Here is a 22,166-nt window from a genome sequence, read left to right on the forward strand (position 1 = left end):
GCCAAAACCTGGTTCCGGTCAAAAATGGACGATGAAGTTCTCGCCCACAAGCTTCCCTTTGCCTTCAGCCACCAGTGCATCCAACGCGGGTGGGTCTATGCCATCGGCACGCACGACGGCTGATCGGGAAAGTGTCGCTCCATCGGGGAGGTTCACGCCGTCTCCGACAATCACTTCCCTGAGGACTACCTTAGCGCCGACCCGGACGCGGTTCCAGAGAATTGTACGCGCCAAGCTGGCGTCAGACGCAACTTGGCAAGCCGCGCCCCGAATCACAGCCCGTTCATCGCCGGCCAGGCGACAGGAAAGATCGAGGTAGCGCTCCAAGGTGCTGAATTCGTACCAAGCCTCATCGGGCGCAGCCACGTGAGCCATGACACGCTGCCCATCGGCGATGGCGCGTGGGTACACGTCGGTCGTCGTGTGTGAGAACACACCCGGCGGGATGTAGTCAAAGATTTCCGGTTCAAGCAGTTGGATGCCGGTAAAGAATAGCGGCGGCGCCTCCCAAACCGGGACGGACGAACCGGCATCGGACGGCGGCGGCGCGAACCTACGAATGGCCCCACCTTCATCTACCTGGACGACGCTGAATCGCTCGCGCCGGAGATTTGGCTTGAGAATCAAGGTTGCCAAGGCGCGGTGGTTGCGATGTGTTGCGCGGGCAGCCTCCAAGTTGATGTCGGTCAGGAGCTTGCCGTTCATCACGACAAAGGTCTCCGTTGGGTTCAGCAGAGCCTTGGCGTGGTCGAGTGCGCCCCCGGTGCCCAAAATCGCCCCTTCCTCGTGGCTGTAGGTAATGCGGCAGCCAAAGGGCGAACCGTCACCAAGCGCGGATTGAATCGCCTCCCCCCTGTAGTGAAGGTTGACGACCAGTTCACGGCAGCCAAAACGCGCCAGATAAGCCACGCCGTGGGCAATGAGCGGCTGCCCGAGGACCGGCAGCGCCGGTTTTGGACGATCCAGCGTCAAAGGAAACAGCCGCGTCCCGAATCCGGCGGCTAACAGCATGGCTTTCATGGCGTGAACGGAAGACGTCACCTACCGCTTGAACAACTTGCCGATGAGTTCCCCAACGTCCTGCTGGAGGAGACCTTTTTTGGGTTCGGCCGACTTGGGATCGGATTTTGGCACAGGCTTGGACTTCTCGGCCGCGCCGGTGACTGACCCGGCGGAGGCAGCGGTTTGGCTCGTCGCTGGCTTGAGGGACAGCATCTGCTTGGCCACCGGGTTATCTGGTTGGATAGATAGCACCGCCTCAAACTGCTTGCGCGCGGATTTTTCCATCCCAGCCTGGTGATACATGTGACCAAGTGCTAGGCGGGCGTCCACATAGTTCTCATCTAGCTTGAGAATGGCCAGAAGCTGATCTTCGGCTTCCTTGCGCAACTTGGGATTCTGCATGCACAACGAGGCGAGCCGTGAACGATAACGGATCACGTCGGGGGCAAGGCGAACCGCCTCCCGCAGGTAGGTCATCGCGGTGATGAAATCCTTGCGCTCGATAGCCGCACAGGCGAAGTCATAGCTCCGTGCCGCTGTGTCAGCTTGTGTCTCCGGTGGGGGCGCGGCCGAACCGGTGGACGATCCGGTTTGGCGGCCAAGCTCTTGCGTGCGACTCTTGGCAGTCTCGCTTCCTGCCTGCGTGAACGTTGGCGGCAAAGCTCCGGTCGTGCTCGCCCCAACTGGCATGCCTGGCGGAGTTGGCACCGGAACTGGACGGCTCGCCGGGGCCGTTGGTGCCGGCGACGCTTCACTGGCGGCTGTCACTGACGCAAATTTTGCCTCCGTCCGGTCGCTGGTTTCCGGTATGACCCCAATGAAATCGTCGTACCGTCGGCGCACTTCCGGGTCGCGGAGCTTCTCGTAAGCTTCGCTAACCTTGGAAAAAACCCACTCGGCATCGTTGAGTACGTCAGGCAGCCCAAGGTTACGGTACCGATCCGGGTGATACTTCTTCGCCATCTGGTAATACGAACGCTTGATGTCGCTATCACTGGCGGAAGGACTCAAATTGAGCATGTCATAGTACGTTGTTGTCCTAAGGGACAAAAACTCACGCAACATCTGAAACTCAAAGCGCGCTTCATCCAGATTGACTTCAGTTTCAGGCTCCGGCAGGTTGACCGGCGTTGGCGGCGTCGCGGCGGGAGCCTGGGTTGGCGTGGCCACGGCGGCCACCGGTTGCGGATTGGCCATAGTCGGACGCGGATGGCTTGTCACCAAGATACCAGCGCATACCAAGCCATACACCACACGCAGGATGGTCGCTTCAGGAACGCCGCTGATGAGCACCAACTCATCAATGGTCATCCGCCCCGTGATTCGCGACAGAACAAAACCCTCCGTGCCGTCAAGTGTTGCCCGTTGGAGTTGCGTCATTGCATCTGGCGACAGTTCAATGTGCTGCGTGGTCGGGCCTAGCGAGCGGCGGATCGCCTCTTCATTGGTCATGCGCCGCACCCCCAGGAGAATCAGGTTTGGCGTCAACAGGTCCAGTTTGACGTCATGGGCGGCGCGCGAGCCCTCATCGAAGGAGAAGTCCCCGCTCACCCACTCAAAGGCCGCGAGAATGATGTCGGTTAGGTGCTGGCGGGCATGCGTCTCCACCATCTCACGCGACATAGCGCCCATTTCGACCAGGACTTGCCCGAAACGCTGCTTGGCGTTGGGCTTTTGAACCGCGGCTTCATACTGCTCGCGGGTAATCAGGTCGCGTGACAGCAAAAAGTCGCCCAGTCGCTCGTGTGGCAGATTTGATAACGCAAACACCACATCACCGTTTTCAACGAAGACGGCGCGCAGTTCGCGCTCGCGGGTCAGGCGGAGCAGCCCAGTACGCCGCGTGAGGTGCAAGTCACGAATGATGTCAGCAAAGTTGAGGACTGAAAGCTTGCCGTTCATGCGTACCTGGTGAAAGTTGGTCAATATCAGGGCCGGCGGTCGCCGGGTTGGCCTGGCGCGCTGCGGAAGAGGCGCACTTCTGATTTTGCTTCGCTTTTGAAGGTGACACAAGCCAATCGCGATGAAGTCACGGTGGTCTGCCGCCTCGCAGTGGCGAGCCACCGCCCACGCCTTCCTCTGGGCATGGCTTGACCACGTTTGGAATGGTTTCAGTATCCAAGAACATGTCATAGCTGTTCTATAGCGTGCTATGGTTAGCCTTGGTCCTGCCGGGCAACATCCACCGCGGTCCTCAGTGGTGGCACTTCACGAGGTGAGCGATGCGTCATGTTTTGCTGTGTTTTTGTGTTTTACTGGGCGGACTGGGCGGGCTGTCCAGTAGCCCGCGACTGCCTTGCGTTGCGGGTCAAGCCACGCCACCACCGGTCAGGTCAGCCGCCGGTGAAGAAGAGGAGTTCACGCTCGATGTCGTCAACATTTCCCTACCGGTCACGGTATTGAACCAGCAGGGGCGATTCATTGCCGATCTCTCACAAGCCGACTTCGAAGTTTTTGAAAACAATCGTCGCCAATCCATCATTGCCTTTCAGCGCCGGGATGGGCTTCCGCTCAACATTGCGATTCTGATGGATACCAGCACCAGTGTCCGGTATCGGCTGGCATTTGAGCGCGAAGCGATTACGGAGTTTCTGGGCAAGCTGCTCGACAACCGGCGCGATCAAGCCTCATTCGTCACCTTTGACGACGAACCACGCATCCGGGCCGGTTTTACCAACGACTTTCAGCAGCTCGCCCGCGTCGTCAATAGCGTGACGACGGCCAATGGGCGCACGGCGCTCTACGACGCCATCAAGCAAGTCTGCCTCGAGCAAATGCCATCTGCCAGCACCCGGCGGCGCGCGATTTTACTTGTCACGGATGGCGGCGACACGGCCAGCGACACGACACTGGACGAAGCCATCTCGATTGCCCAGCGCGCAGAAGTGACTATTTACGCCATCAGCACCAAAGGCGGTGGGGTGTTTCGCGTCGAGGGCAACCCCTATTTCAATATGGATGACCGCAATCTGAAACGACTCTGCAAAGAAACCGGCGGCGATGTTTTTTTTCCCAGCGACCTGAAACAAACCAAACGCGCCTACGACTTGGCCAAGGATTACTTACGCAATCAATACTTTCTTGTTTACGAGCCAAGCGAAACCCGCAACAATAAGGGCTTTCGGGAAATCGAGGTGCGTGTTCCCAAACATCGGGGGGCGCGCATTCTCACCCGGCGGGGCTATTTCCCCGGTGGACTGGCGACTGGCACCAAGTAACGCCGAGGTCAGCCGGCAACCAACAACCAAAAACCTACCAATAGGAAAACTACTCACGCCACGCGACACACCTTATGCACTACCGCTCGGCACTCTGGCTTGGATTTCTTGGCGGCGCGCTCGCCTTGCCGAGTTTACCGCTCAAGGCCGATACGATCCGTCTCAAAAACGGACAGACCGTGATTGGCAAGATCGTCCGTTATGAAAACCGCCGGTTCGTGATCGTGTACGAACGATCATCACCGGCAACCCAAGCCACCATTGCCCTTGAAGATATTGAAAGCGTCGAGTTTGATGGGCGACCGCTGCCGCCCGGTTATGCGGGTGGTGGGCGTGACGATCAGCCGTCCAACCCACCTGAACCACCACGCCGCGACCCACCGCCGGCACGCGTGCCACCCACCACCACGGGCGGACTGACCCAGACCGTCAGCGTCAGTGCGCGCGAAGACTGGACCTACACGCAACTCGATGTCCGGCGGGGTGACCGGATTCGCGTCTCAGCGCGTGGAATCGTTCGGCTGGATAGCCGGCGGCAATCCCCGCCAGACGGTATTGCCGACGACGATCCCGACAAGCTCATGCCGGGTCGCCCGACCGGTGGGCTGATTGCCGTCATCGGCGATGACAACAACGACTTCATTTTCATTGGTAGTTCACGGGAGTTTGTCGCCCAGCGCAGCGGCAAGCTTTACTTGAGCGTCAATGAAGGAGACTTATCAGACAACAGCGGGAGCTATGAGGCACGGGTCGAGGTGCAGCGCAATCCCTGACCTTCCCAAATGTTTCCAAACACACTTTTCAAGTCTGGTCTGGCTTCGTAAACTTTGATGCTAAAAGCTTTATACTTTCAGACGAGGGAAGTTCAAACCATGCCGATCTATGAGTATGTGTGTGGAGATTGCGGTGCGCAGACTGAAGCCATTCAGAAGCTTTCCGATACGCCGCTCACGACTTGTTCAGTGTGTGGCAACGATGCTCTCAACCGCGTGGTCTCGGCGCCGAGTTTCACCTTCAAAGGTTCTGGGTGGTACATTACCGACTACAGCGCCAAAGGCCGCCAAGAGAAACCATCCACATCATCCCAGCGTGAGGAAAGTCCCGCTGAGGCAAAGGCTGGTAAAACTGGCGCTGGCGACACAACCGTGACCTCCAATGCCAAACCATCAACCCAAGCTGCGTAAGTTTTCGTTTCCACGGTCAACAACCCGTTACACGATCCGACTACTCCCGCTGGTGAGTGTGCTGCTCATTGGGGCTGCATCACTCACCGCTTGTCGTCCATCACCGGCCCAATCAGTGGCCGTCATCAAAACTGAGTTCGGCAACATCGTTTTCGAGTTTTTTCCCGATGTGGCTCCAAAACATACGGCCCAGATTCAAGGACTCATTCGGAGTGGTTTTTACGATGGGACGGCCTTTCATCGCGTCGAGCCGGGAAGCCTCATTCAAGGCGGCGACCCAAATTCCAAAACCGCGCGTGAGGACACCTGGGGACTGGGACGACCAGACCTCCCCAAAATTCCGGCTGAGTTCAGCGCCCTCAAGCATGTGCGCGGGACGGTGTCGGCCGCCCGGGTTGGTAGCGACAAAAACAGCGCCACGACGCAATTCTTTATCTGCTGTCGGGCGCATCCCGAATGGGACAACCAGTATAGTATTTTTGGTCGGGTGATTGCAGGAATGAATGTCGTGGATATTATTGCCAATGCGCCAACCGTTGAGGGAACGACCCGTCCGAAGCAAAAAATCACTATGCTGTCGGTCACGCTTGAACCACGGAGCAACTATCCGCCAACGCCGCCGCAACCCTAAGCGCCTGCCTATGCCCGACCGCGAATCTCGTTCGTTTGAACCGGACACGATACCCACCAAAATGCTGGGTGGCTCAACGGAAAATACAACCCGTCGTCCTGATGAAAGCGACGATGACATCGCGGCCGCCATTGACGAACTCATCCATCCAACCGGAGCCTTTCCACCGCCGTCGCTCGAAGACCAACTCGCCGCCGAGCGGCGGACCGAAGCCGAACTCAAAGGCATGTTTGGCTCGATTGTCTGGGAGTTTCTCGAACCCGTTGGACTCTCGCTTTACACGCTGGCGGATTACGTCGCTCGCGCCGGTAACGCCTCTGATCAAAGCCGGGTCGTGAAGGGGACAGTGGATGCCTGCGTTGGTGCGCTGCGTCCGCTCATCAAGGCATCGGAAACCATTCAGTACCATGACATCCTTGATGTGTTGAAGGGTATCGAGCGTCCACTGCTTGAAGTTCGGGTGGGAAAGCGAACCCTCACGCAACGCGACACCAAGAACCTGACGCGCGATTTCAATGAGTTGCGTCGCCTCATTCGCCAGAGTCTGGCGTCAGAGCCGGTTTCAGCCCCAACCGCGTCCAATGAAGCCATCGCGCCCACGCCCCACATTGCCGATGTCGCGGGGTATTTCAAGACGATTGACCCGGTCAACCTACAACGCCTGCATGCGGCGGGCATTACGCGGCTGGGCGATATTGGCACAGCGTCAGCGTATGAGCTGGCGACGGCGGCCGGGATTCCCGTCACAGTCGCTGAACAGGTCAAGGCCTGTGCTTTCCGGGCAATTTTGGAAAACGCTGCCGTGCTGCCACCTAATCTGCCCGATAGCCCATCGGCCGCCGTGCCGAGCAGTCCCGCCCCCAGCAACCTCGCGCCCGGCAGTTCGTCGGGCAGCAGTCCACCGGGCAATGTCGCGGGTGGGCTGCTTGGCAGCGCATCGGCAACTGAGCCAATGGATGGACTACCGCCATCACTTGACCTCAGCGGTGAGTTTGCAGCCTTCGATGGTGAACAGGCCATCACAGAAGCGCGTCGGTTGTCGCATTTACGGGAACTCATCCAGCAGGAAGGCGCGCGGTATAGCCAGGCTGGGGCGCGCTTGAGCGTTGAGTTTCACCGCGCCCACCGCGCCCTTTTGCAGCTCCGGGCCGAACACAACCGGCTTCGGGGCGAGGTAGAGTTTCACCGCGAGGAACTCCGCTCGCTTCTTGACGCACCGCCATCCGGTAGCGAGTCGGAAGATGCCCACAAAGCCCTGATGGCCGCGGTCCAGCAGACGCTCGACACCCTTACGGCGGCCATCAAAAAGTCTAACCTGTTTGCTCAACAACTCACGGAAGCCCTTACGGAAGCCCGCGAGCTGCTGGGCGAGGTCAACGAACTCCGGCGCAAGCGTCGTCCGCGGCGGGGTGATGCCCGCGAGCCGTAGCCGCGCGCGCCGGTTCAGGCTGGCGCGAGATGGCGCTGCCGAACGGCTTCGTAAAGCACCACGCCTGCGGCCACCGACACATTCAGCGACGTAATCTGCCCAAGCAGTGGGAGCGAAACGACCAGGTCGCAGCGCTCCCGTACGAGTCGGCGCATGCCCTTCCCTTCGCTACCCAGCACGATGGCGGTTGGCAGCGTGAAGTCCCAGGCTGTGTAAGGGCGTTCTCCATCGCGCTCGACGCCGACAATCCAGATGTCGCGCCGGCGGAGCGCATCCAGCGCCGTTGCCAAGTTGACGACACGCGCCACTGGCAGGTATTCCGTTGCGCCCGCTGAAGCCTTGACAACGGTATCCGTCAGTCCGGCGGCGTGGTGTTCCGGGATGATGACGGCGCGCGCTCCGGCACACTCCGCCGTACGGATGACGGCTCCCAGGTTGTGGGGGTCTTCGACTTGGTCAAGCACCACAAACAGGGGCTTGTCGGTGGCGCTGGCAAGTACGTCTTCCAAATCGGCATATTCGACCGGCGCGACAAAGGCCGCCACGCCCTGGTGATTGGCCCGGTGGGTGACAGTGTCGAGCCGAACCCGATCAACTTCGACTAGCGGCACACCGGCTTGGCGCGTCAGCGCGCGCAGTTCGTCCAGACGGTTTGGCTTGCCGCCGCGCGCAACCAGCACTTCGCGCACGCGCCGCCGCCCGCTACGTAGCGCCTCAAGGACTGGTGATACGCCATAGATAACCGACATGCTCTCTTTTTCCTTTGCTGTTTCGATTCAAAGGCAACGGGATGGTGACGCGGCCTATCAACGCAAGTTACAGACGACTGGACTATCCGCGCAAGACGGTGCCAGTTCCATTGCCGGGCTACTTTCGTTAGGGTAGCGCCAGCAAGCTCCAGCCACCTTGAGCGAGGATCGCCCACCGATGTATCACCGCCTGACCGTTCTTTGTTCTGCTCTGATGTTGGTCATGTTCATGGCCTGTTCTTCCAGCCAGCCCGTTTTGCCGGCGGTAGCAGCGCCGCCCCCGAATCCCACAGCGCCCAAAAGGGCCGAAACGCCGAAGTCCGCCGGCGGAACCGTTGCCGGACTCAAGCTCGTCAAGAAAATGACCGTCCCGGCCGGGCCGAAGTCCCTGCGGGTGCTACCTGATGGCAAGCGGGTCATGACGTGCAATTTGTATGGCTACCAAGTGACGTTCATTGATGCCAAGACCTATGAGATTCTCAAGAAAGTGCCGGTTGGGGGTGAACCGGTTGAGTGTACCTTTACCAAGGGCGGCAAATACGCCTGGGTCTCGCTGTATGGCAGTGAGCGGGTCGGGGTTACGAGTTTTGTCGTGGTGATTGACACCGAGACGTACCAAATCGTGGCCCGCATCCCGGCTGGGCGGGTTCCGAAAGTGGTCGCCGAAAGCCCGGACGGCAAGTGGGTTTATGCGGCGAACTGGCTCTCTGAGTCCATCACGGTCATGGACGCCGAGAAACTCACCAAAGTCAAGGATGTGCCGGTTGGACGGGTGCCGCGTGGCATTTGCTTTGCCCCGGATGGCAAGCTGGCCTATGTCTGCATCATGGGCGGACATAGTTTGGCTGTGATTGATGTCGAAAACGGTCATCAGAAAATCCGCGACATTGAAACCGGCTACAATCCGCGCCACGTGTGCGTCTCGCAGGATGGCAAGCTGCTCTATGTGGCGCTCAACGCCTCTGGGACGCTCATCAAGATTGATCGGGCGAGCGAGACGATTATTGGACGCGCCAAGACCGGCACGCAGGCGCGGTCAACGTCCCTTTCCGTAGATGACCGCTATGCGTTCGTCTGCAACTACGAGGACAATAACCTGGGCGTTGTTGACTTAGAGCAGATGAAACAACTTTTTACGGTCAAAACTGACGTGCACCCGATTGGCGTGACGACCATGCCGGATGGCAAGCACGTCTGGGTCTCGAACTACCGTCCGAGTACGGTGTACGTGTTTGAGATTGAGTATGCCGGTGAGCCGGCAGGCGGGAGCTAGACTTGGGGTACGGGTTGCCGTGGGGCTGAGGGTTGGCCATTCGTGAAGTTGGTTTCCGGTTGGGGGAGGTTCTGGGAACGATGTAAGGATGCCCGACCTTTTCAGGGCTACCTGCCGGGAGCGCGCGTTCGTCATCGCATGCGAGCGCAGGCAACACGGATGGCTTCTCCCGAAGCGAATCCGGCGGGAGCACTTCAATTTCCGGCAGCCAACCAAGCACGAACCGCTCCAGCCCCGCCCGCCAGCGACGGGTCATCTCAATCGTCACCGATTCGTCCTGCTGCGCTGTTTTTGGGGAGTATTCAATCACCCTTTGGGTCAGATGGAACGTCCGTTCCGTGAACATGCGCGCCGTCACCCCAAACGTCCGCAGCCGAACGGTTACCGGCGCGCCGTGAATGCCGTTGAAGCAATTGTTGGCCTGCCTTTCTGAATCCAAGTGGTATAATACAGTGATGGATAAAAACAATTTTCTGGCCGCACTTCAAGAGGAAGCGAAAGCGTTTAATTCAGCAGTGTCCACTCAAGGCGGCGACTGGATTATCAAGGGGTTTATCGATATAGCTAGGAATATTTACACTATTTCAGTGGACACAAAAGTTATCTCAAAAATCATGGAGCTTTTGCTGTTCCCGAAACTTGCGCATTTCGCCGAAAAACATGGTTTCAAAATGGTCTTACCAGAACAGCAGAACTTCTATCCAGATATAAGTTTTGTGGACGATGACGGCCGTCGTTTTGCGCTTGACTTGAAAAGCACTTATAGAATTGATAGCAACCGTGTGAATGGTATGACACTTGGGGCCTTTACCGGATATTTCCGGGAAAGAGATAGCAAAAAAAACGTAACCTTTCCGTACGGTTCCTATAGAGGTCATTTTGTTCTGGGCATGATTTACTCAAAGGTAGATGATTTGATTGATGAGCGAAGAAGATATACTATTGATGAACTTGAAAACATTACATCCGTTATCAGAGATTTTCAGTTCTTTGCTCAAGAAAAATACTGCATTGCATCTGACCATCCAGGAAGTGGTAACACCAAGAATATTGGTTCAGTTACAGAGATTGATAAACTTGTGAGTGGCTCTGGACCATTCGCCTCATTAGGTGAAAATGTTTTCGATGACTACTGGGTATATTACTTGACCAAAGATATGGCAAGAGCAGCGGAACTTAAGCAACCGCCTTACACCAATTTGCGTAGTTATTCCAAATACAAAGGTCTGGCAAAGTGATTATCCAAGGTCTACCACGCACAGTAAAACAAGTTATTGTCCCCCCGATAAAGTGTCAGGGGATTAAAACTAAACTTGTTAAGTTTATCTTGAGCAACATTTCCTGGAACGGCAAAGGGCGGTGGATAGAACCGTTCCTTGGATCAGGCGCAGTATTGTTCAATGTTCAGCCAGAGCGCGCATTACTTAATGATGTTAATCCTCATATCATCAGGCTATACCAGATGATTTATGATGGAAGTTTGTCGCCTGAACAAGTTAGGTTATACTTGACCACGGAAGGTAAAAAATTATTATCAAATGGCGAAGACCATTATTATTTAATCAGAGAATGTTTCAATAGAACTAGGAATCCTTTAGATTTTATTTTCCTCAACAGGTCATGCTTCAATGGAGTCATGCGTTTTAACAGCAAAGGAGAATTCAATGTCCCGTTTTGTCGTAAGCCGGATCGCTTTCGTCAATCCTATATAACCAAGATAGTAAATCAAATCTCTCAGGTACGCAGAATAATGCAAGGCAAAGAGTGGGTGTTTTTCACTGGAGACTGGCGCGAAGTCCTTAGCAATGTAGATGTAGACGATTTTGTTTATCTTGACCCACCCTACATCGGCAGGCATACAGATTATTATCAAGAATGGTCAGAAGATGACGCAGAAGATTTAGCAAGAGTTGTTCGAAACTTACCATGTGGTTTCGCATTGTCTATGTGGAAGGAAAACAAGTATCGTCTTAATCAGCATATTGAATTTTACTGGAATGGATTGATAGAAAGAACCTTCACTCACTTTTATCATGTGGGCTCAACAGAAAATCTCAGAAACTCAATGGAAGAAGCTTTGTTGATAAAACATGGTTATGAGACGGTGCTTATTGAGACTACAAAATCCGATAAGCCCATCCAATTGGAATTTGCTTTACATGAGCAGGCAGGCTAACCTGCGCGGCACCCGACTTGGACTTCGCGCTCCCTCCGGGCGCGCTCGGCCAAGCAGGCGAGCGCAAACGTTATCCAGATCTTGCTTTAGCGAAAAGTCTGCCGGCCGGTCAAAGGTCTCGTTGGCAAGTTCAATCTGTTCGATGTGATCGATGGATAGGGAGATGATGCCGGACCGGCGCGAATCAACGCCAAGGGTCTTGAGCATGCCACCTTCTGGGTCGAAGTACACCGCGTAGGGCGCAAACACCTGCTCTTTCTTTTTCTCATCGGTCAGCGAGCAGTACATGAGCGCCACGTTCCGCCGCCCATACGCGGCGTACGCCAGCGTTTCAATCGTTTTGGTATGGGTTGCGTAATCCTTCGGTCACCAGTGACGTGCCGTAAATCTCGCTAAAAACTGTCCGGCATAGCGCGCGGTAGTTCCGGGAGTGCGGCTCTCACCTTCTTCAGCAGTGACTCGCCATGCCTGGCAAAGGGACTGCGAAAGGCGGCTCCCCCTAACGCACTGATAACCTTTTGCGACAGCAGCAAGGGCATCGTTCCCTACGCACGTGGGAATGAACCGGACTGGGGGGTTCGCTGCGCGTTTCGTGCCAGTTCCTAACCAGAAAGGGACTGACTGCCAGGCGTAGGGCCGGTTGCGTTCCCTGCTTGCGCTTGTCTGAAAACCCAAGGGGCACAAGGTAGTGCCCCTGAAAACAAACGCCTCGGACGCGCGTCTAGCCTCCAAGCAGTGCCAAATCAAAACCCTCCACGGCCGCCAGGTCGCGGAGAATCGCGTCCAGGTCAAAGTACAGCATCCCCAGTCCGCCGCCTGACAACCGCAAGCTCCCCGGACGCTCCATGCTTGGCAGCCATACCGGCTGCGGAACCGGCTGTGGAACAGGCCGCGCCGCTTCCGGCCGCCGTACCCGCCGCCGCGGCAACCGCCGCCGCCGCCGCTGCCGCAAGCTCCCTAACTCGCTGCCGGCCGAACTCCCAATCCCAAACCGCTGCAATCCCGGCACATCAAACGTCTCCTCGTCCTCAATCCAGTCGCTCCATTCAAGCTCCTCGATGATTTCCTCTTCCGATTGACCGTCCGTGACCACATAACCGGCAGCCAACAACTGCTCTACGTTTGCAAACGCGATCGGCACCCCCCGCGCGGCCAGCCGCGCTAGGTAGGTGTCCCGCAGCAACGCCGGCAAATAGTGCAGCAATGCCTGCGCCGCCAAATCACCACCATCCCCCTCAAACACCCCCGCCACCACATCACGGACGGAATCGGGAAGCCGTCGGACGTGATCCGGCGCGAGCGGCAACCCATCGCCCGCCGTAAAGATGGCTTCCGCAACGGCCGGCGCAAACCACTCCTCCAGCCGCTCCCGTGGTACGGCAGCCCCATCGGCGCGAAAGCCAGACACTTCCAGCGTCCGGCGAAAGCGAGTCTGCGAAATGCGATACTCCGGTTGCGGCGGGAGTTCCGGCGCAACCGTCCCACGCGGGGTCTTCTTTTCCGGGGCTGACATCAACCGAATGAAGCCAAACAGAGGCGAATGTACCCCAAACTCAACCACGTAAGTCCGGTCAGGAAAAACGCTAAACCATTCGCTGCCTTGATACAGCACCGGGTAGTACGTCTCGGTTTCGCTTTCGCGCTCCGTCACCCGCAACACCGGGCGAAACGTCGCCACTTCTTCCGGCGAAAACAGGTCTTCCACCGAGCGCACTGTCTCCGGCCGCGCTTCCCAGTACACGAACATCCGAAATGGATCCTGAATCAACGCGGCAATCGCATCTGCTTCATAGTCCTCTGGCAGCGGCGCAAGCTGCGGGGGCGCGTCAACCTCGACGGACGGACCTTCCGGCATGGCCGAAAGAAACGTCGGGGTTTCCTTGATGGCTGGCGATGCCGCCAGCACATCCGCGACGGCTGTCGTCAGAAGCGGCTCGGACGCGCCCCCCTGGCCGGCCAGCAAAACCGCTTCCAGGTCGCCGGCCGGTACGGTTGGCTCGCTGTCCGGCGCATCACCGGTTGGCTCAAGATCCGCTTCGCCAATCACCAACTCCGGCGGGGCGACTTCGGATGCTTCTTGGGATTGGGGCTGGACTGGTTCATCAGGTTGGTTGGCCATAGCTAAGGGATAACTCCTTGGGGTATTTAGGACAATTTGCTATCAAAAGCTGCCGACTCTAGCGCGATTTCTGAAAACATGCATCCTTTCCCTGCCTTCATGACATTGCCCACATATTGCGCCGAAAGATTTTCCCGCCTGCCACATCGCGTTTTGCCGCTGCTGCTTGCGCTATGCCTGTGCCTGGCGACGCCACTCCAGCCCGTTGCCGGCCAGGTGTCACCCCGCTCCCCACGCGCGCCTGGCGCGTCCATCCCGGAAACCATCACGCTCGACGGACTCACCGCTCCGGTCATCGTACTGCGCGATACCCGTGGCGTGCCCTACATTACCGCCGCCAACGAAACTGACCTTGCCTTTGCCCAAGGCTTTGTCACGGCCGGCGACCGGCTGTGGCAAATGGACCTCCTGCGCCGAACGGCCGCCGGCGAACTGGCCGAACTTTTCGGCCCAGTGGCGCTCGACGAAGACCGCCTGCACCGCACATACGGCTTCCAGCAGGTTTGCGACGCAACCCTAGCCCAGATGGACGCCGAAGAACGACAGCACCTGGAAGCCTATGCCGCCGGGGTCAATGCCTACTTGGCCCAGTGCGACGACCAGCACCTTCCCATCGAATGCCGGCTCTTGCGCTACCGACCGCGTCCCTGGCAACCGGCCGATACCCTGTTGATCGGCAAAGTCTTTGCGGAATCGCTCTCGACAACCTGGCCGGCCGACCTAGCGCGTGCAAGCATGGCCAAGGCCAATCCCAACGCCTACGCCATGCTCACTCAACACCCAACCATCGTGCCGGAAGTGCTCATTGTTGGCAGCGATGAACCACCTCCACCGCCCGCCAAACGAACAAAACGCCAACGGCGGTCGCAGCTTTCACCCGGACTGGCCATCGAAGCCGAACGCTGGCTGACTGCCCACCGGCAATCCCTAGCCCGAGCCGGGTTGTGGGCCGAAGAGCTTGCCGCCAGCAACAACTGGGTCGTTTCCGGGAAGCGGACAACCACCGGCAAACCGCTCCTGGCCAACGATCCCCACCTCGACGCCTCTGCGCCGGGCATTTGGTACATGGTCAATCTCGCGGTTCCCCAGTATCGCGTCGCCGGGGTCACGGCACCGGGCATTCCGGGCGTCCTCATCGGCCACAACGAACGCATTGCCTGGGGCTGTACCAACCTGGCACCGGACGTACAAGACCTATTCTACGAAACCTTCGATCCGGCCCGCCCGCGCTTCTACCAAACACCCCAAGGCTGGCGCGAAGCCGAAGTCCGCACCGAAGCAATCAAGGTTCGCCGCGCCATCGGCGCGCCAGAGGTAGATACGGTCACCCATGAGGTCACCGTCACCCGCCATGGACCTATCTTGCTCGAACGGGATGGGCAACGGCTTGCACTTCGGTGGACGGCGCTGGATATCACGCCACATGAGTCCCGCTGCTACCGGCGGCTGGGTCGCGCCACCAACTGGAACGAGTTTTGCCAAGCACTGGCCGATTATGGCGGCGCAACCCAAAACTTCGTCTATGCCGATGTGGAGGGCAACATTGGCTACTACGGCGCCGGACGCATTCCGCGCCGGAAACAGGGCAACGGGACGCTCCCGGTCCACGGCGCAACCGATGAAGGCGACTGGCTCGGACTGATTCCTTTCGATGAGCTTCCCCACGTTTTCAATCCGCCCACCGGGATCATCGTCACGGCCAACAGCCGTATCGCCGGGCGCAGCTATCCGCACTTCCTCACCACCCAGTGGTCGCCACCCTACCGCGCGCGCCGGATTTATGACCTGCTGACCGCGCAACCGAAGGTGTCAGCAGCCGACTGCCTGCGCATTCAGGCCGATGTCACCGCGCTTGGCGCGCTTGGCTTCGTCCGGCAAGTGCTCCAGATTGCCGAAAACGACCCGGAAGCGGCCAACGACGCTGAATGGCAAGCTACGCTCCAGCTTTTCCGCCAGTGGAACGGCGAACTCACGCCTGAATCGCAAGCTGGTGTCTGGGCGGCATTGCTGGCGGACGCGGTTCGGGAACAACTGCTGACAGCCATGTTTGGCGCGCCCCCAACGGAAACGGTTTCGCGCGTCCGGCGGCGTGAGCTGACTGACTGGCGGCTCGTCGTGTTTGGAGGGCCGGAGCTGGCCTACCTTCTGGCGACCCAGCCAACCGACTGGCTGCCCAAAGGCATACCAAGTTACGCTGCGCTCTTGCGCCAAGCGCACCAGACAGCGCGGCAGCGCCTGGCGGCGCGGCTAGGCAACGATCCCAGCCAGTGGACGTGGGGTCAATGGCGGCCGATTACCTTCTCGCACCCCCTATCGCAAGCCCCACTCATCGGACGCCAATTCCAAACCCCGACCCTGGCCCAGTTCGGCGGCGGACGCTTCATTTTGGCGACACCCAACGTCGGCGAAGCGGTCTCGATGCGCTTTGTTGCCGATGTGAGTCAGTGGGACGCCACCCGCCTGGGACTTCCACTCGGACAATCAGGCGACCCACGCAGCCCACACTGGAGCGATCAACTTGAGAGCTGGAAAACCTGCCAGCCACCGGTTTTCCCGTTCGGGCCGACCGCCATTGAAAAAGCTGCCGTCGGCCGGTTGACCCTGCGCCCACCGGCCGCAAGCACCGGTTCGACGGCCGTTCATTAGTGCACCGCGATGGTGACAGCCGCCCGCAAACGGCGCTCAACTTCCGGCACCGGGCCGGCATCATTGTAGTGGATCCGCGCCAGCGCATCACCGGCGGCAACAGGGCTTCCCAGCTCAACTTCCATGCGAAAACCCACCGCCGGATCGATGGGCGAGGCGAGCGTTTGGCGTCCTGCCCCGAGGACGACGGCGGCCATGCCAATGGCTTCGGTGTCCATGGCGGTCACCGTGCCCGATTGCGGCGCGCGAACGACAAGTTCGTGCGCGGCCTGTGGGAGCCGCGTTTCATCTTCGGCTACACGCGGATCCCCCCCCTGTGCCTCGATAATCGTTTGCCATTTCGCCAGTGCCTGGCCAGATGCCACCACGTCGCGGGCCAGGATGTGGCCGGCAGCGACTGACTCAGCCGCGCCACCCAACCAGAGCATGTGCGCCGCAAGCTCAAACGTCAGCTCGGCAAAGCGTCCGGTCGTCACTTCGCCACGCAGGAACTGCTGGGCCTCGATGACTTCCAGGGCGTTGCCAACGGCCCAGCCAAGTGGTTGATTCATATCGGTCAACAGCGCCACGACGCGCTTGCCCATCGCCTCGCCGGTCGCCGTCAGCGAGGCGGCCAACTGCTGGGCGTCGGACTGGGTCTTCATGAAGGCCCCGCTCCCGACCTTGACATCCAACACCAGGGCGTCAATGCCTTCGGCCAGCTTTTTCGACATGATGCTGGCCGTAATCAAGGGAATGGACTCCACCGTTCCCGTCACATCGCGCAGGGCATAGAGCTTTTTGTCGGCCGGAGCAATCTCCGGCGTTTGTCCGATGAGGGCAACCCCCAGGCGCTCCACCAGCGCCCGAAACGTGTCCAGTGAGAGGCCGGTCTGAAACCCTGGAATGGCTTCGAGTTTGTCGAGCGTCCCCCCGGTGTGACCGAGGCCACGCCCAGAAATCATTGGGACGGCAACCCCGGCCGCCGCAACCAACGGAGCCACCCCCAACGAGGTTTTGTCACCGACCCCACCGGTGCTGTGCTTGTCCACTTTGGCAACTGGCAAGTGGGAAAAGTCCACAACCGCGCCTGAAAAGAGCATAGCCTCTGTCAGGGCGCGCGTTTCAGCAACGGTCATCCCACGCCAAAAGGCGGCCATCAAAAAGGCCGCCATCTGGTAATCAGGAATATCGCCGCGCGTGTAGCCGGCAACGAGTGCCGAAAGGTCGGCAGCCGACACTTCGCCGCCATCGCGCTTTCGACGAATGATCTCAACCGTGGTCGGCATGCCAGCGGGCCTAAAGCAACCTAAACTCCATCGAGAACTTCACCGTTGCCGACACCGGACGACCATCGGCTATCGCCGGTTGGAACCGGCACTGACGAGCTGCTTCGATGGCTTTCTCATCCAGGCCATAGCCCAGCGACTTGACGACGCGGATGTTGCTCAACGAACCATCCGGTCCGACGGTTGCAGAGAGCACAACCGTTCCCTGAATTTTGTTGACTCGGCCTTCCTCGGTGTATTTCGGCTTGACAGAGTAAATAAGCTTCGGGCGCTGCGTGATGACACCGGTGCCATCGCCATCACCGCTGCCGCGTCCGGCCGGACCACCGGCCACACCGCCGCCAACACCGCCGCCACTACCGGGACCGCCACCGGGACCTGTTCCGCTTCCGACGCTTCGCCCGTCACCGCCACTACCAATCCCGGCGTTTTGCTTACCTGTCCCATCCGAGGGCTTCGTCGTGTTGCTGCTGTTTGGATCGCCGATGGGCACTTTCAGGTCCGGTGGCGGCACGGCGCGGGGATCGGCAATGATCTTCGGCGCGACCGGAAGTGAAGGCTCCTCGATACGCGGTTTTGTCGTCGGATCAACAATCTGCTGATCCTTGTCGAGCGTTGGCTCAGGCAAACGCCCTTTCATTGGTGGATCAGGGTCCGTTTTGCCACCACCACCACCGCCTTTCCCCGGTGTCTTCAAACCAAAACCGGCGCCACCACCACTATCCCTGTCGTCAGGTGGCGGAGGCGGGGGGAGCGGGGGCAGCTCCAGCATCGAAATGAGTTGCAGGTCTTCCTTTTCTTCCTCCTGAACAACCGGCGGCGGCGCGGATGGCCACACCAGCATCACCCCGATCAACCCTGACATCAGGAAAAACGCGAACAGAAAGCACAAACCAAAAAGCTGGGCGCGGCGCCGTTCCAAGCGCGTCAGCGTGAACTGTGCCGCCACGAAACCACGGGGGTCACTCCCCAAACGTCGAGATAGCTCACCAACCTCGCGCCCAATCCGCGTCCACAGTGGCGGCAAGTCAACCTGCGTTAGATTTGGCGCGTCGGGAACCGGAACCGAAGGCTTGCGACTCAGGAAGGCGCTGGGCTGGCGGACAAACTGGCCAAGCTTACGGAACAAACTCCGTGAAGCCGGCTCGAAATACAGCCCGGCTGAAAACATATCCTGCTCGGCTGGCGAGGGTTTATGCCAAAAAAACTGTGCCGGATGACGGATGAAATCTCGACCGGTATCCCTGAGATTGCCCCACAACCGAACCAAAAATGGGGCGTCCTGGAGCCCGGCAAAGCTTGGAACAGGTATCTCATGGGACGGGAAGCGGGAGGTATCCTCTGCTGATGCCCCGGTCACTGTCGCTGTTTCAGAAATCCGATTGAAGTCGTTCACCGTCATTACCCTCCCGACATGTCGAAAGCCATACTGGCCAAGCTGAGTTTCGAGTTCCACGACATCTGGCGACGGCTCGCCGGACTTATCCCAAAGATAGTCGTCTCGCATGGTTTTGGCTCCCTTTTCTGCCAAGCTCCCAATGTTGCTTTATTTGCTATCAGCATTCCAGTTTTGACCACTAGGTAAGCCAAGCCGCTCGCGCAACAGTTTGAGTCCGCGATGTAAGTTTACACGCACGGAATCCGGCGTCAGCCCGGTGGCGGCGGCAATTTCGGGTCCGGTCAGTCCTTCCACCAAGCGTAAGGTCAGGGTTTCAGCATAGGTTTCCGGCAACTGGCGGATTTGGCCGAGTACCGTCCGCGCATCGAGCTGGGCATCGAGCCGTTTATCCACAGCGGACGTGATTCCTGATGCCGCATCGAGCGGTTCAGTTTGATGCGTACGGCGAAAAAAATCAGCCGACCGCTGCCGCGCAATGGCAGCTAACCAGCCACCGAAAGCCGCCGGTTCACGGAGCGCCGGCAGTTGCCGAAAAGCTGTGAAGAAAACGTCCTGCATCACGTCGTCCACCTCATAGAGCGGCAGGCGCGCCAAAAGTAAGCCGTGAACCATCGGCGCAAACATCTGGTAGAGCCGTTCAAAGGCGGCGACATCTCCCTGCTGCGCAGCCGTTGCCACTGTCGCCACATTGGACAACCACGCTTCAACTTCCGGCGACGACGGTTGGACGGCCACCCGGTCAGAGCCAGCGTGGGGCGACATATCACGATTGACCATTCAGTTCTCATCCCACGAAGCATTGCCAGCCTCACACCTTACGCAAAAGCTTGCCCATGGGTAAAGACGGATTTGAAACAAAACCGTTAACACTCGTGCGCAAAAAACCATAGCCCTGGTTCGTTAGACGTTCGATGCGTCAAAAGGTTTCATGCGACGCCCCAAACGCTTGGCTCAAGACGTTAGACGCTTGTCCACGGCTGCCTTGACAAAGGTTTTTGCAATACATAACCATGCTCTGCTTCGAAAAAACTCTGTGAAGCAGCAAGGTGGTGAACAATACGCATGGCCGTCGTCGAAGTCGCGCCGAATGAGTCTATTGACAGCGCATTGCGGCGCTTCAAGCGGATGGTGCAACGCGAGGGCATTATTGCCGATGTCAAGCGGCACCGGTTCTTCGTGCCGCCAGGTGAAAAACGGCGTCTCAAATCTGAGTTAGCCCGCAAGCGGCAACGTTCCAGCATGCGCAAGCGTCGGATGGAGTAGCACCGCGCACAACAGGCACTAACGCCTCAACCATAACAATCTTTTTCAACCCAGCGGTGGTCAGGGGACATTCGGAGTTATCTTCCGAGCGTTTCCGGCTGCCGCTTTTTTCTGGATAGCTTCTTTTTTGAGTAGCGTCTCTTGAGACAGGAGGCTTGCATGCTGAATCAAGTCGGTCAGCGTCGCCACGGTCTATTACGCAACGCCGTCATCACCGGCTGGCTGATGACGAGCTTGGTTCTGTGTAGCGGATTCACCGGGCTGGCCCGTGAGACGAAGCCATCCCAAAAATCAGCGCGATCAACCAAGCCACCATCTACCGCGGCGCGTCCAACGACAAAGCCAAGTGAACCCAAAGGCGTCCAGAAGACAGCGCGGAAACCAGCGAGTCCATCAAGCGCCGGCGTCAAAACCACCACCGCCAACGCTCCCAGAAACAAGCGCGCGGCTGGCAACCCAGGTACGGTAACCAAAGCGGCAACCCCGACGCGGCTCAACCCACAACCATCCAGGCGTCAACCAGACACCGCTCGTCAGACGGCGCCATCGGCCGCAACGGCGCGCACCAAACAGGCCCGGGTGTCAGCCGAGCAAACCGCCAAAGCCAAACGTGGGGCCGACCCGCGCCGTAGCTACGAAACCCAGGCAACTGCCGGTCGCCGAAGCCGCGCACACGCGGAACATGTCCGCGCCATGCGCCGGCGCGCCGAACAAGCCCGACTGGCCGAACTCGCTCGCATCCGCGCCCTCGATGAATCGCTCCAGCACGCAGCCCAGTCCAGCATCGAGCAAGACGACCTCCGTGGCGAAGACCCGACCATTCGCCAGATTGCGCTCAACGCGCTCGGCGGCCGCGCTGGTACGGTCGTCGTCATGGAACCAGCCACGGGACAAGTACTCAGCATCGTGAACCAGCAGTGGGCCATTCGGACGCCGTTCAAACCCTGCTCGACCATCAAGGTCCTGACTGCCTATGCCGCCCTTCAGGAACAGTTGACAACGGCAGATGAAGCCATCACCACCGGGGGACAAAGCTGGACCCTGCGGACGGCAATGGCGCGCTCAAATAACGAATACTTTCAGGTCCTGGGCCGGCGACTAGGCTTTGAACGGGTCGTCGCCTACGCCCAGCAAGCCGGCTTCGGGCGTAAAACCGGCATCAATCTCCCAGGTGAAACCAGCGGTGTCATCCCACGCCTGCCACCGGCGGATATGGGACGAACCTGTAGCCACGGGGATGGGTTTGGCGTCACGGCTATCCAGTTGGCGACCTTCATCAGTGCCATTGCCAACGGCGGAACGCTCTACCGCCCGCAAATCTTGCGCTCGCCACAAGATACGGCGACGTTCAAACCGATTCCCGTCAAGAAACTGGCGCTTTCCGAGCAAGTTCGTGGCGACTTGCTGGCCGGGATGGTGAGCGCCGTCGAGCGTGGCACCGCGCGTCGCTCCGGCGCGGCAGCGTTTGGCGTTGCCGGCAAAACCGGAAGCTGTAACTGCGACTTCGGCGCACGCACGCGCGTTGGGCTATTCGTGTCGTTTGTGGATGCGCCGGGCAAGCCCGGACTACTCGTCACCGTCATCACCAAGGGATCAACCGCCCGTGGGTCGAACGCTTCCGTGATCGCCGGAGAGGTTTACCGTGGGGCAGCGGTTGCCAGCCGAACGAAGCTACGGCCACGAGTCGTACCGACGACCAACCTACCTGGCGACCTGCCTGATGCGGACTCAGACGAAGAAGATGATGAGTCGAATGACTGAGCGACCACACCCCAACGGACTTGGCCGAACGTCTCGACCCTGAAACGG

19 protein-coding genes and 1 pseudogene are annotated in these 22,166 nt (G+C 58.8%); 11 read left to right on the forward strand and 9 right to left on the reverse strand.

Features of this window, described 5'->3' with window-relative positions:
• Positions 1 to 18: 18 nt before the first annotated feature.
• Positions 19 to 1,041 (reverse strand): sugar phosphate nucleotidyltransferase, encoded by a 1,023-nt coding sequence (locus J8C06_RS07615; RefSeq protein WP_211428118.1) that lies wholly within the window; start codon positions 1,039 to 1,041, stop codon positions 19 to 21.
• Positions 1,042 to 2,904, reverse strand: a complete 1,863-nt coding sequence (locus J8C06_RS07620; protein WP_211428119.1) for a DUF4388 domain-containing protein — start codon at positions 2,902 to 2,904, stop codon at positions 1,042 to 1,044. It abuts the gene before it with no gap.
• Between the two features lie 320 nt (positions 2,905 to 3,224).
• Here J8C06_RS07620 and J8C06_RS07625 point away from each other — a divergent pair, with 320 nt between their 5' ends.
• The 5 genes from J8C06_RS07625 (at position 3,225) to J8C06_RS07645 (ending at position 7,464) form a co-directional block, all read left to right on the forward strand.
• Complete coding sequence (locus J8C06_RS07625; RefSeq protein ID WP_211428120.1) at positions 3,225 to 4,220, forward strand: VWA domain-containing protein; 996 nt, start codon at positions 3,225 to 3,227, stop codon at positions 4,218 to 4,220.
• Between the two features lie 74 nt (positions 4,221 to 4,294).
• Entirely contained in the window at positions 4,295 to 4,993 is a 699-nt protein-coding gene (locus J8C06_RS07630; RefSeq protein ID WP_211428121.1) for a hypothetical protein, read from the forward strand.
• A gap of 99 nt (positions 4,994 to 5,092) precedes the next feature.
• Positions 5,093 to 5,404, forward strand: coding sequence for an FmdB family zinc ribbon protein (locus J8C06_RS07635; RefSeq protein ID WP_211428122.1), 312 nt, complete (start codon positions 5,093 to 5,095; stop codon positions 5,402 to 5,404).
• Entirely contained in the window at positions 5,376 to 6,035 is a 660-nt protein-coding gene (locus J8C06_RS07640) for a peptidylprolyl isomerase (protein ID WP_211428123.1), read from the forward strand. The genes J8C06_RS07635 and J8C06_RS07640 overlap by 29 nt, the downstream gene beginning before the upstream one ends.
• Positions 6,036 to 6,045: 10 nt before the next feature.
• A complete protein-coding gene (locus J8C06_RS07645) occupies positions 6,046 to 7,464 on the forward strand; it encodes a hypothetical protein (RefSeq protein ID WP_211428124.1) in 1,419 nt (472 codons plus the stop codon).
• Positions 7,465 to 7,478: 14 nt separating this feature from the next.
• On the opposite strand, the gene rlmB is transcribed toward J8C06_RS07645, so the two are convergent.
• Positions 7,479 to 8,213, reverse strand: coding sequence for a 23S rRNA (guanosine(2251)-2'-O)-methyltransferase RlmB (gene rlmB, locus J8C06_RS07650; RefSeq protein ID WP_211428125.1), 735 nt, complete (start codon positions 8,211 to 8,213; stop codon positions 7,479 to 7,481).
• Positions 8,214 to 8,442: 229 nt separating this feature from the next.
• Between rlmB and J8C06_RS07655 the strand changes: the two genes are divergently transcribed.
• A complete protein-coding gene (locus J8C06_RS07655; protein WP_211428126.1) occupies positions 8,443 to 9,486 on the forward strand; it encodes a cytochrome D1 domain-containing protein in 1,044 nt (347 codons plus the stop codon).
• A 175-nt stretch (positions 9,487 to 9,661) separates the two neighbouring features.
• Here the strand turns inward: J8C06_RS07655 and J8C06_RS15435 are convergent.
• Positions 9,662 to 9,955: pseudogene (locus J8C06_RS15435) on the reverse strand (WCX domain-containing protein); the annotation flags it as partial.
• On the opposite strand from J8C06_RS15435, the gene J8C06_RS07660 reads away from it, so the two are divergent.
• Positions 9,885 to 10,724, forward strand: a complete 840-nt coding sequence (locus J8C06_RS07660; protein WP_246602004.1) for an EcoRV family type II restriction endonuclease — start codon at positions 9,885 to 9,887, stop codon at positions 10,722 to 10,724. The pseudogene J8C06_RS15435 and the gene J8C06_RS07660 sit on opposite strands and share 71 nt — an antisense overlap.
• A complete protein-coding gene (locus J8C06_RS07665; RefSeq protein WP_211428128.1) occupies positions 10,721 to 11,662 on the forward strand; it encodes a DNA adenine methylase in 942 nt (313 codons plus the stop codon). The genes J8C06_RS07660 and J8C06_RS07665 overlap by 4 nt, the downstream gene beginning before the upstream one ends.
• Here the strand turns inward: J8C06_RS07665 and J8C06_RS07670 are convergent.
• Together J8C06_RS07670 and J8C06_RS07675 are read right to left on the reverse strand one after the other, a co-directional pair.
• Complete coding sequence (locus J8C06_RS07670) at positions 11,642 to 11,950, reverse strand: hypothetical protein (protein ID WP_246602005.1); 309 nt, start codon at positions 11,948 to 11,950, stop codon at positions 11,642 to 11,644. The genes J8C06_RS07665 and J8C06_RS07670 overlap by 21 nt on opposite strands.
• A gap of 433 nt (positions 11,951 to 12,383) precedes the next feature.
• Positions 12,384 to 13,781 carry a DUF4912 domain-containing protein gene (locus J8C06_RS07675; protein ID WP_211428129.1) on the reverse strand — a complete coding sequence of 466 codons (1,398 nt, stop codon included), beginning with the start codon at positions 13,779 to 13,781 and terminating at the stop codon, positions 12,384 to 12,386.
• Positions 13,782 to 13,880: 99 nt separating this feature from the next.
• Here J8C06_RS07675 and J8C06_RS07680 point away from each other — a divergent pair, with 99 nt between their 5' ends.
• Positions 13,881 to 16,427 carry a penicillin acylase family protein gene (locus J8C06_RS07680; RefSeq protein ID WP_211428130.1) on the forward strand — a complete coding sequence of 849 codons (2,547 nt, stop codon included), beginning with the start codon at positions 13,881 to 13,883 and terminating at the stop codon, positions 16,425 to 16,427.
• Here J8C06_RS07680 and J8C06_RS07685 read toward each other — a convergent pair.
• From J8C06_RS07685 to J8C06_RS07695, 3 genes are read right to left on the reverse strand one after another with little or no spacing between them, the layout of a single operon-like run.
• Positions 16,424 to 17,695 carry a thymidine phosphorylase gene (locus J8C06_RS07685; protein WP_211428131.1) on the reverse strand — a complete coding sequence of 424 codons (1,272 nt, stop codon included), beginning with the start codon at positions 17,693 to 17,695 and terminating at the stop codon, positions 16,424 to 16,426. The two genes, J8C06_RS07680 and J8C06_RS07685, sit on opposite strands and share 4 nt — an antisense overlap.
• A 10-nt stretch (positions 17,696 to 17,705) precedes the next feature.
• On the reverse strand, positions 17,706 to 19,202 hold the full coding sequence (locus J8C06_RS07690) for an energy transducer TonB (RefSeq protein WP_211428132.1): 1,497 nt from the start codon (positions 19,200 to 19,202) through the stop codon (positions 17,706 to 17,708).
• Positions 19,203 to 19,241: 39 nt separating this feature from the next.
• Positions 19,242 to 19,871, reverse strand: a complete 630-nt coding sequence (locus J8C06_RS07695; protein ID WP_246602006.1) for an RNA polymerase sigma factor — start codon at positions 19,869 to 19,871, stop codon at positions 19,242 to 19,244.
• 285 nt (positions 19,872 to 20,156) lie between these two features.
• Between J8C06_RS07695 and rpsU the strand changes: the two genes are divergently transcribed.
• Complete coding sequence (gene rpsU / locus J8C06_RS07700) at positions 20,157 to 20,357, forward strand: 30S ribosomal protein S21 (RefSeq protein ID WP_211428133.1); 201 nt, start codon at positions 20,157 to 20,159, stop codon at positions 20,355 to 20,357.
• A gap of 159 nt (positions 20,358 to 20,516) precedes the next feature.
• A complete protein-coding gene (locus J8C06_RS07705) occupies positions 20,517 to 22,118 on the forward strand; it encodes a penicillin-binding transpeptidase domain-containing protein (protein ID WP_211428134.1) in 1,602 nt (533 codons plus the stop codon).
• Positions 22,119 to 22,166 lie beyond the last annotated feature (48 nt).

The organism is Chloracidobacterium validum, assembly GCF_018304825.1.
Taxonomy (GTDB): Bacteria; Acidobacteriota; Blastocatellia; order Chloracidobacteriales; family Chloracidobacteriaceae; genus Chloracidobacterium; species Chloracidobacterium validum.

Excerpts from the sequence above, each read along its gene's own strand:
- rpsU (WP_211428133.1), top strand. The coding sequence starts at position 20,157 with ATGGCCGTCGTCGAAGTCGCGCCGAATGAGTCTATTGACAGCGCATTG.
- J8C06_RS07705 (WP_211428134.1), top strand. The coding sequence starts at position 20,517 with ATGCTGAATCAAGTCGGTCAGCGTCGCCACGGTCTATTACGCAACGCC.
- J8C06_RS07660 (WP_246602004.1), top strand. The coding sequence starts at position 9,885 with ATGCCGTTGAAGCAATTGTTGGCCTGCCTTTCTGAATCCAAGTGGTAT.
- J8C06_RS07680 (WP_211428130.1), top strand. The coding sequence starts at position 13,881 with ATGACATTGCCCACATATTGCGCCGAAAGATTTTCCCGCCTGCCACAT.
- rlmB (WP_211428125.1), bottom strand. The coding sequence starts at position 8,213 with ATGTCGGTTATCTATGGCGTATCACCAGTCCTTGAGGCGCTACGTAGC.
- J8C06_RS07640 (WP_211428123.1), top strand. The coding sequence starts at position 5,376 with ATGCCAAACCATCAACCCAAGCTGCGTAAGTTTTCGTTTCCACGGTCA.
- J8C06_RS07695 (WP_246602006.1), bottom strand. The coding sequence starts at position 19,871 with ATGGTCAATCGTGATATGTCGCCCCACGCTGGCTCTGACCGGGTGGCC.
- J8C06_RS07620 (WP_211428119.1), bottom strand. The coding sequence starts at position 2,904 with ATGAACGGCAAGCTTTCAGTCCTCAACTTTGCTGACATCATTCGTGAC.
- J8C06_RS07675 (WP_211428129.1), bottom strand. The coding sequence starts at position 13,781 with ATGGCCAACCAACCTGATGAACCAGTCCAGCCCCAATCCCAAGAAGCA.
- J8C06_RS07670 (WP_246602005.1), bottom strand. The coding sequence starts at position 11,950 with ATGTACTGCTCGCTGACCGATGAGAAAAAGAAAGAGCAGGTGTTTGCG.
- J8C06_RS07690 (WP_211428132.1), bottom strand. The coding sequence starts at position 19,202 with ATGCGAGACGACTATCTTTGGGATAAGTCCGGCGAGCCGTCGCCAGAT.
- J8C06_RS07645 (WP_211428124.1), top strand. The coding sequence starts at position 6,046 with ATGCCCGACCGCGAATCTCGTTCGTTTGAACCGGACACGATACCCACC.
- J8C06_RS07630 (WP_211428121.1), top strand. The coding sequence starts at position 4,295 with ATGCACTACCGCTCGGCACTCTGGCTTGGATTTCTTGGCGGCGCGCTC.
- J8C06_RS07655 (WP_211428126.1), top strand. The coding sequence starts at position 8,443 with ATGGCCTGTTCTTCCAGCCAGCCCGTTTTGCCGGCGGTAGCAGCGCCG.
- J8C06_RS07635 (WP_211428122.1), top strand. The coding sequence starts at position 5,093 with ATGCCGATCTATGAGTATGTGTGTGGAGATTGCGGTGCGCAGACTGAA.
- J8C06_RS07685 (WP_211428131.1), bottom strand. The coding sequence starts at position 17,695 with ATGCCGACCACGGTTGAGATCATTCGTCGAAAGCGCGATGGCGGCGAA.
- J8C06_RS07625 (WP_211428120.1), top strand. The coding sequence starts at position 3,225 with ATGCGTCATGTTTTGCTGTGTTTTTGTGTTTTACTGGGCGGACTGGGC.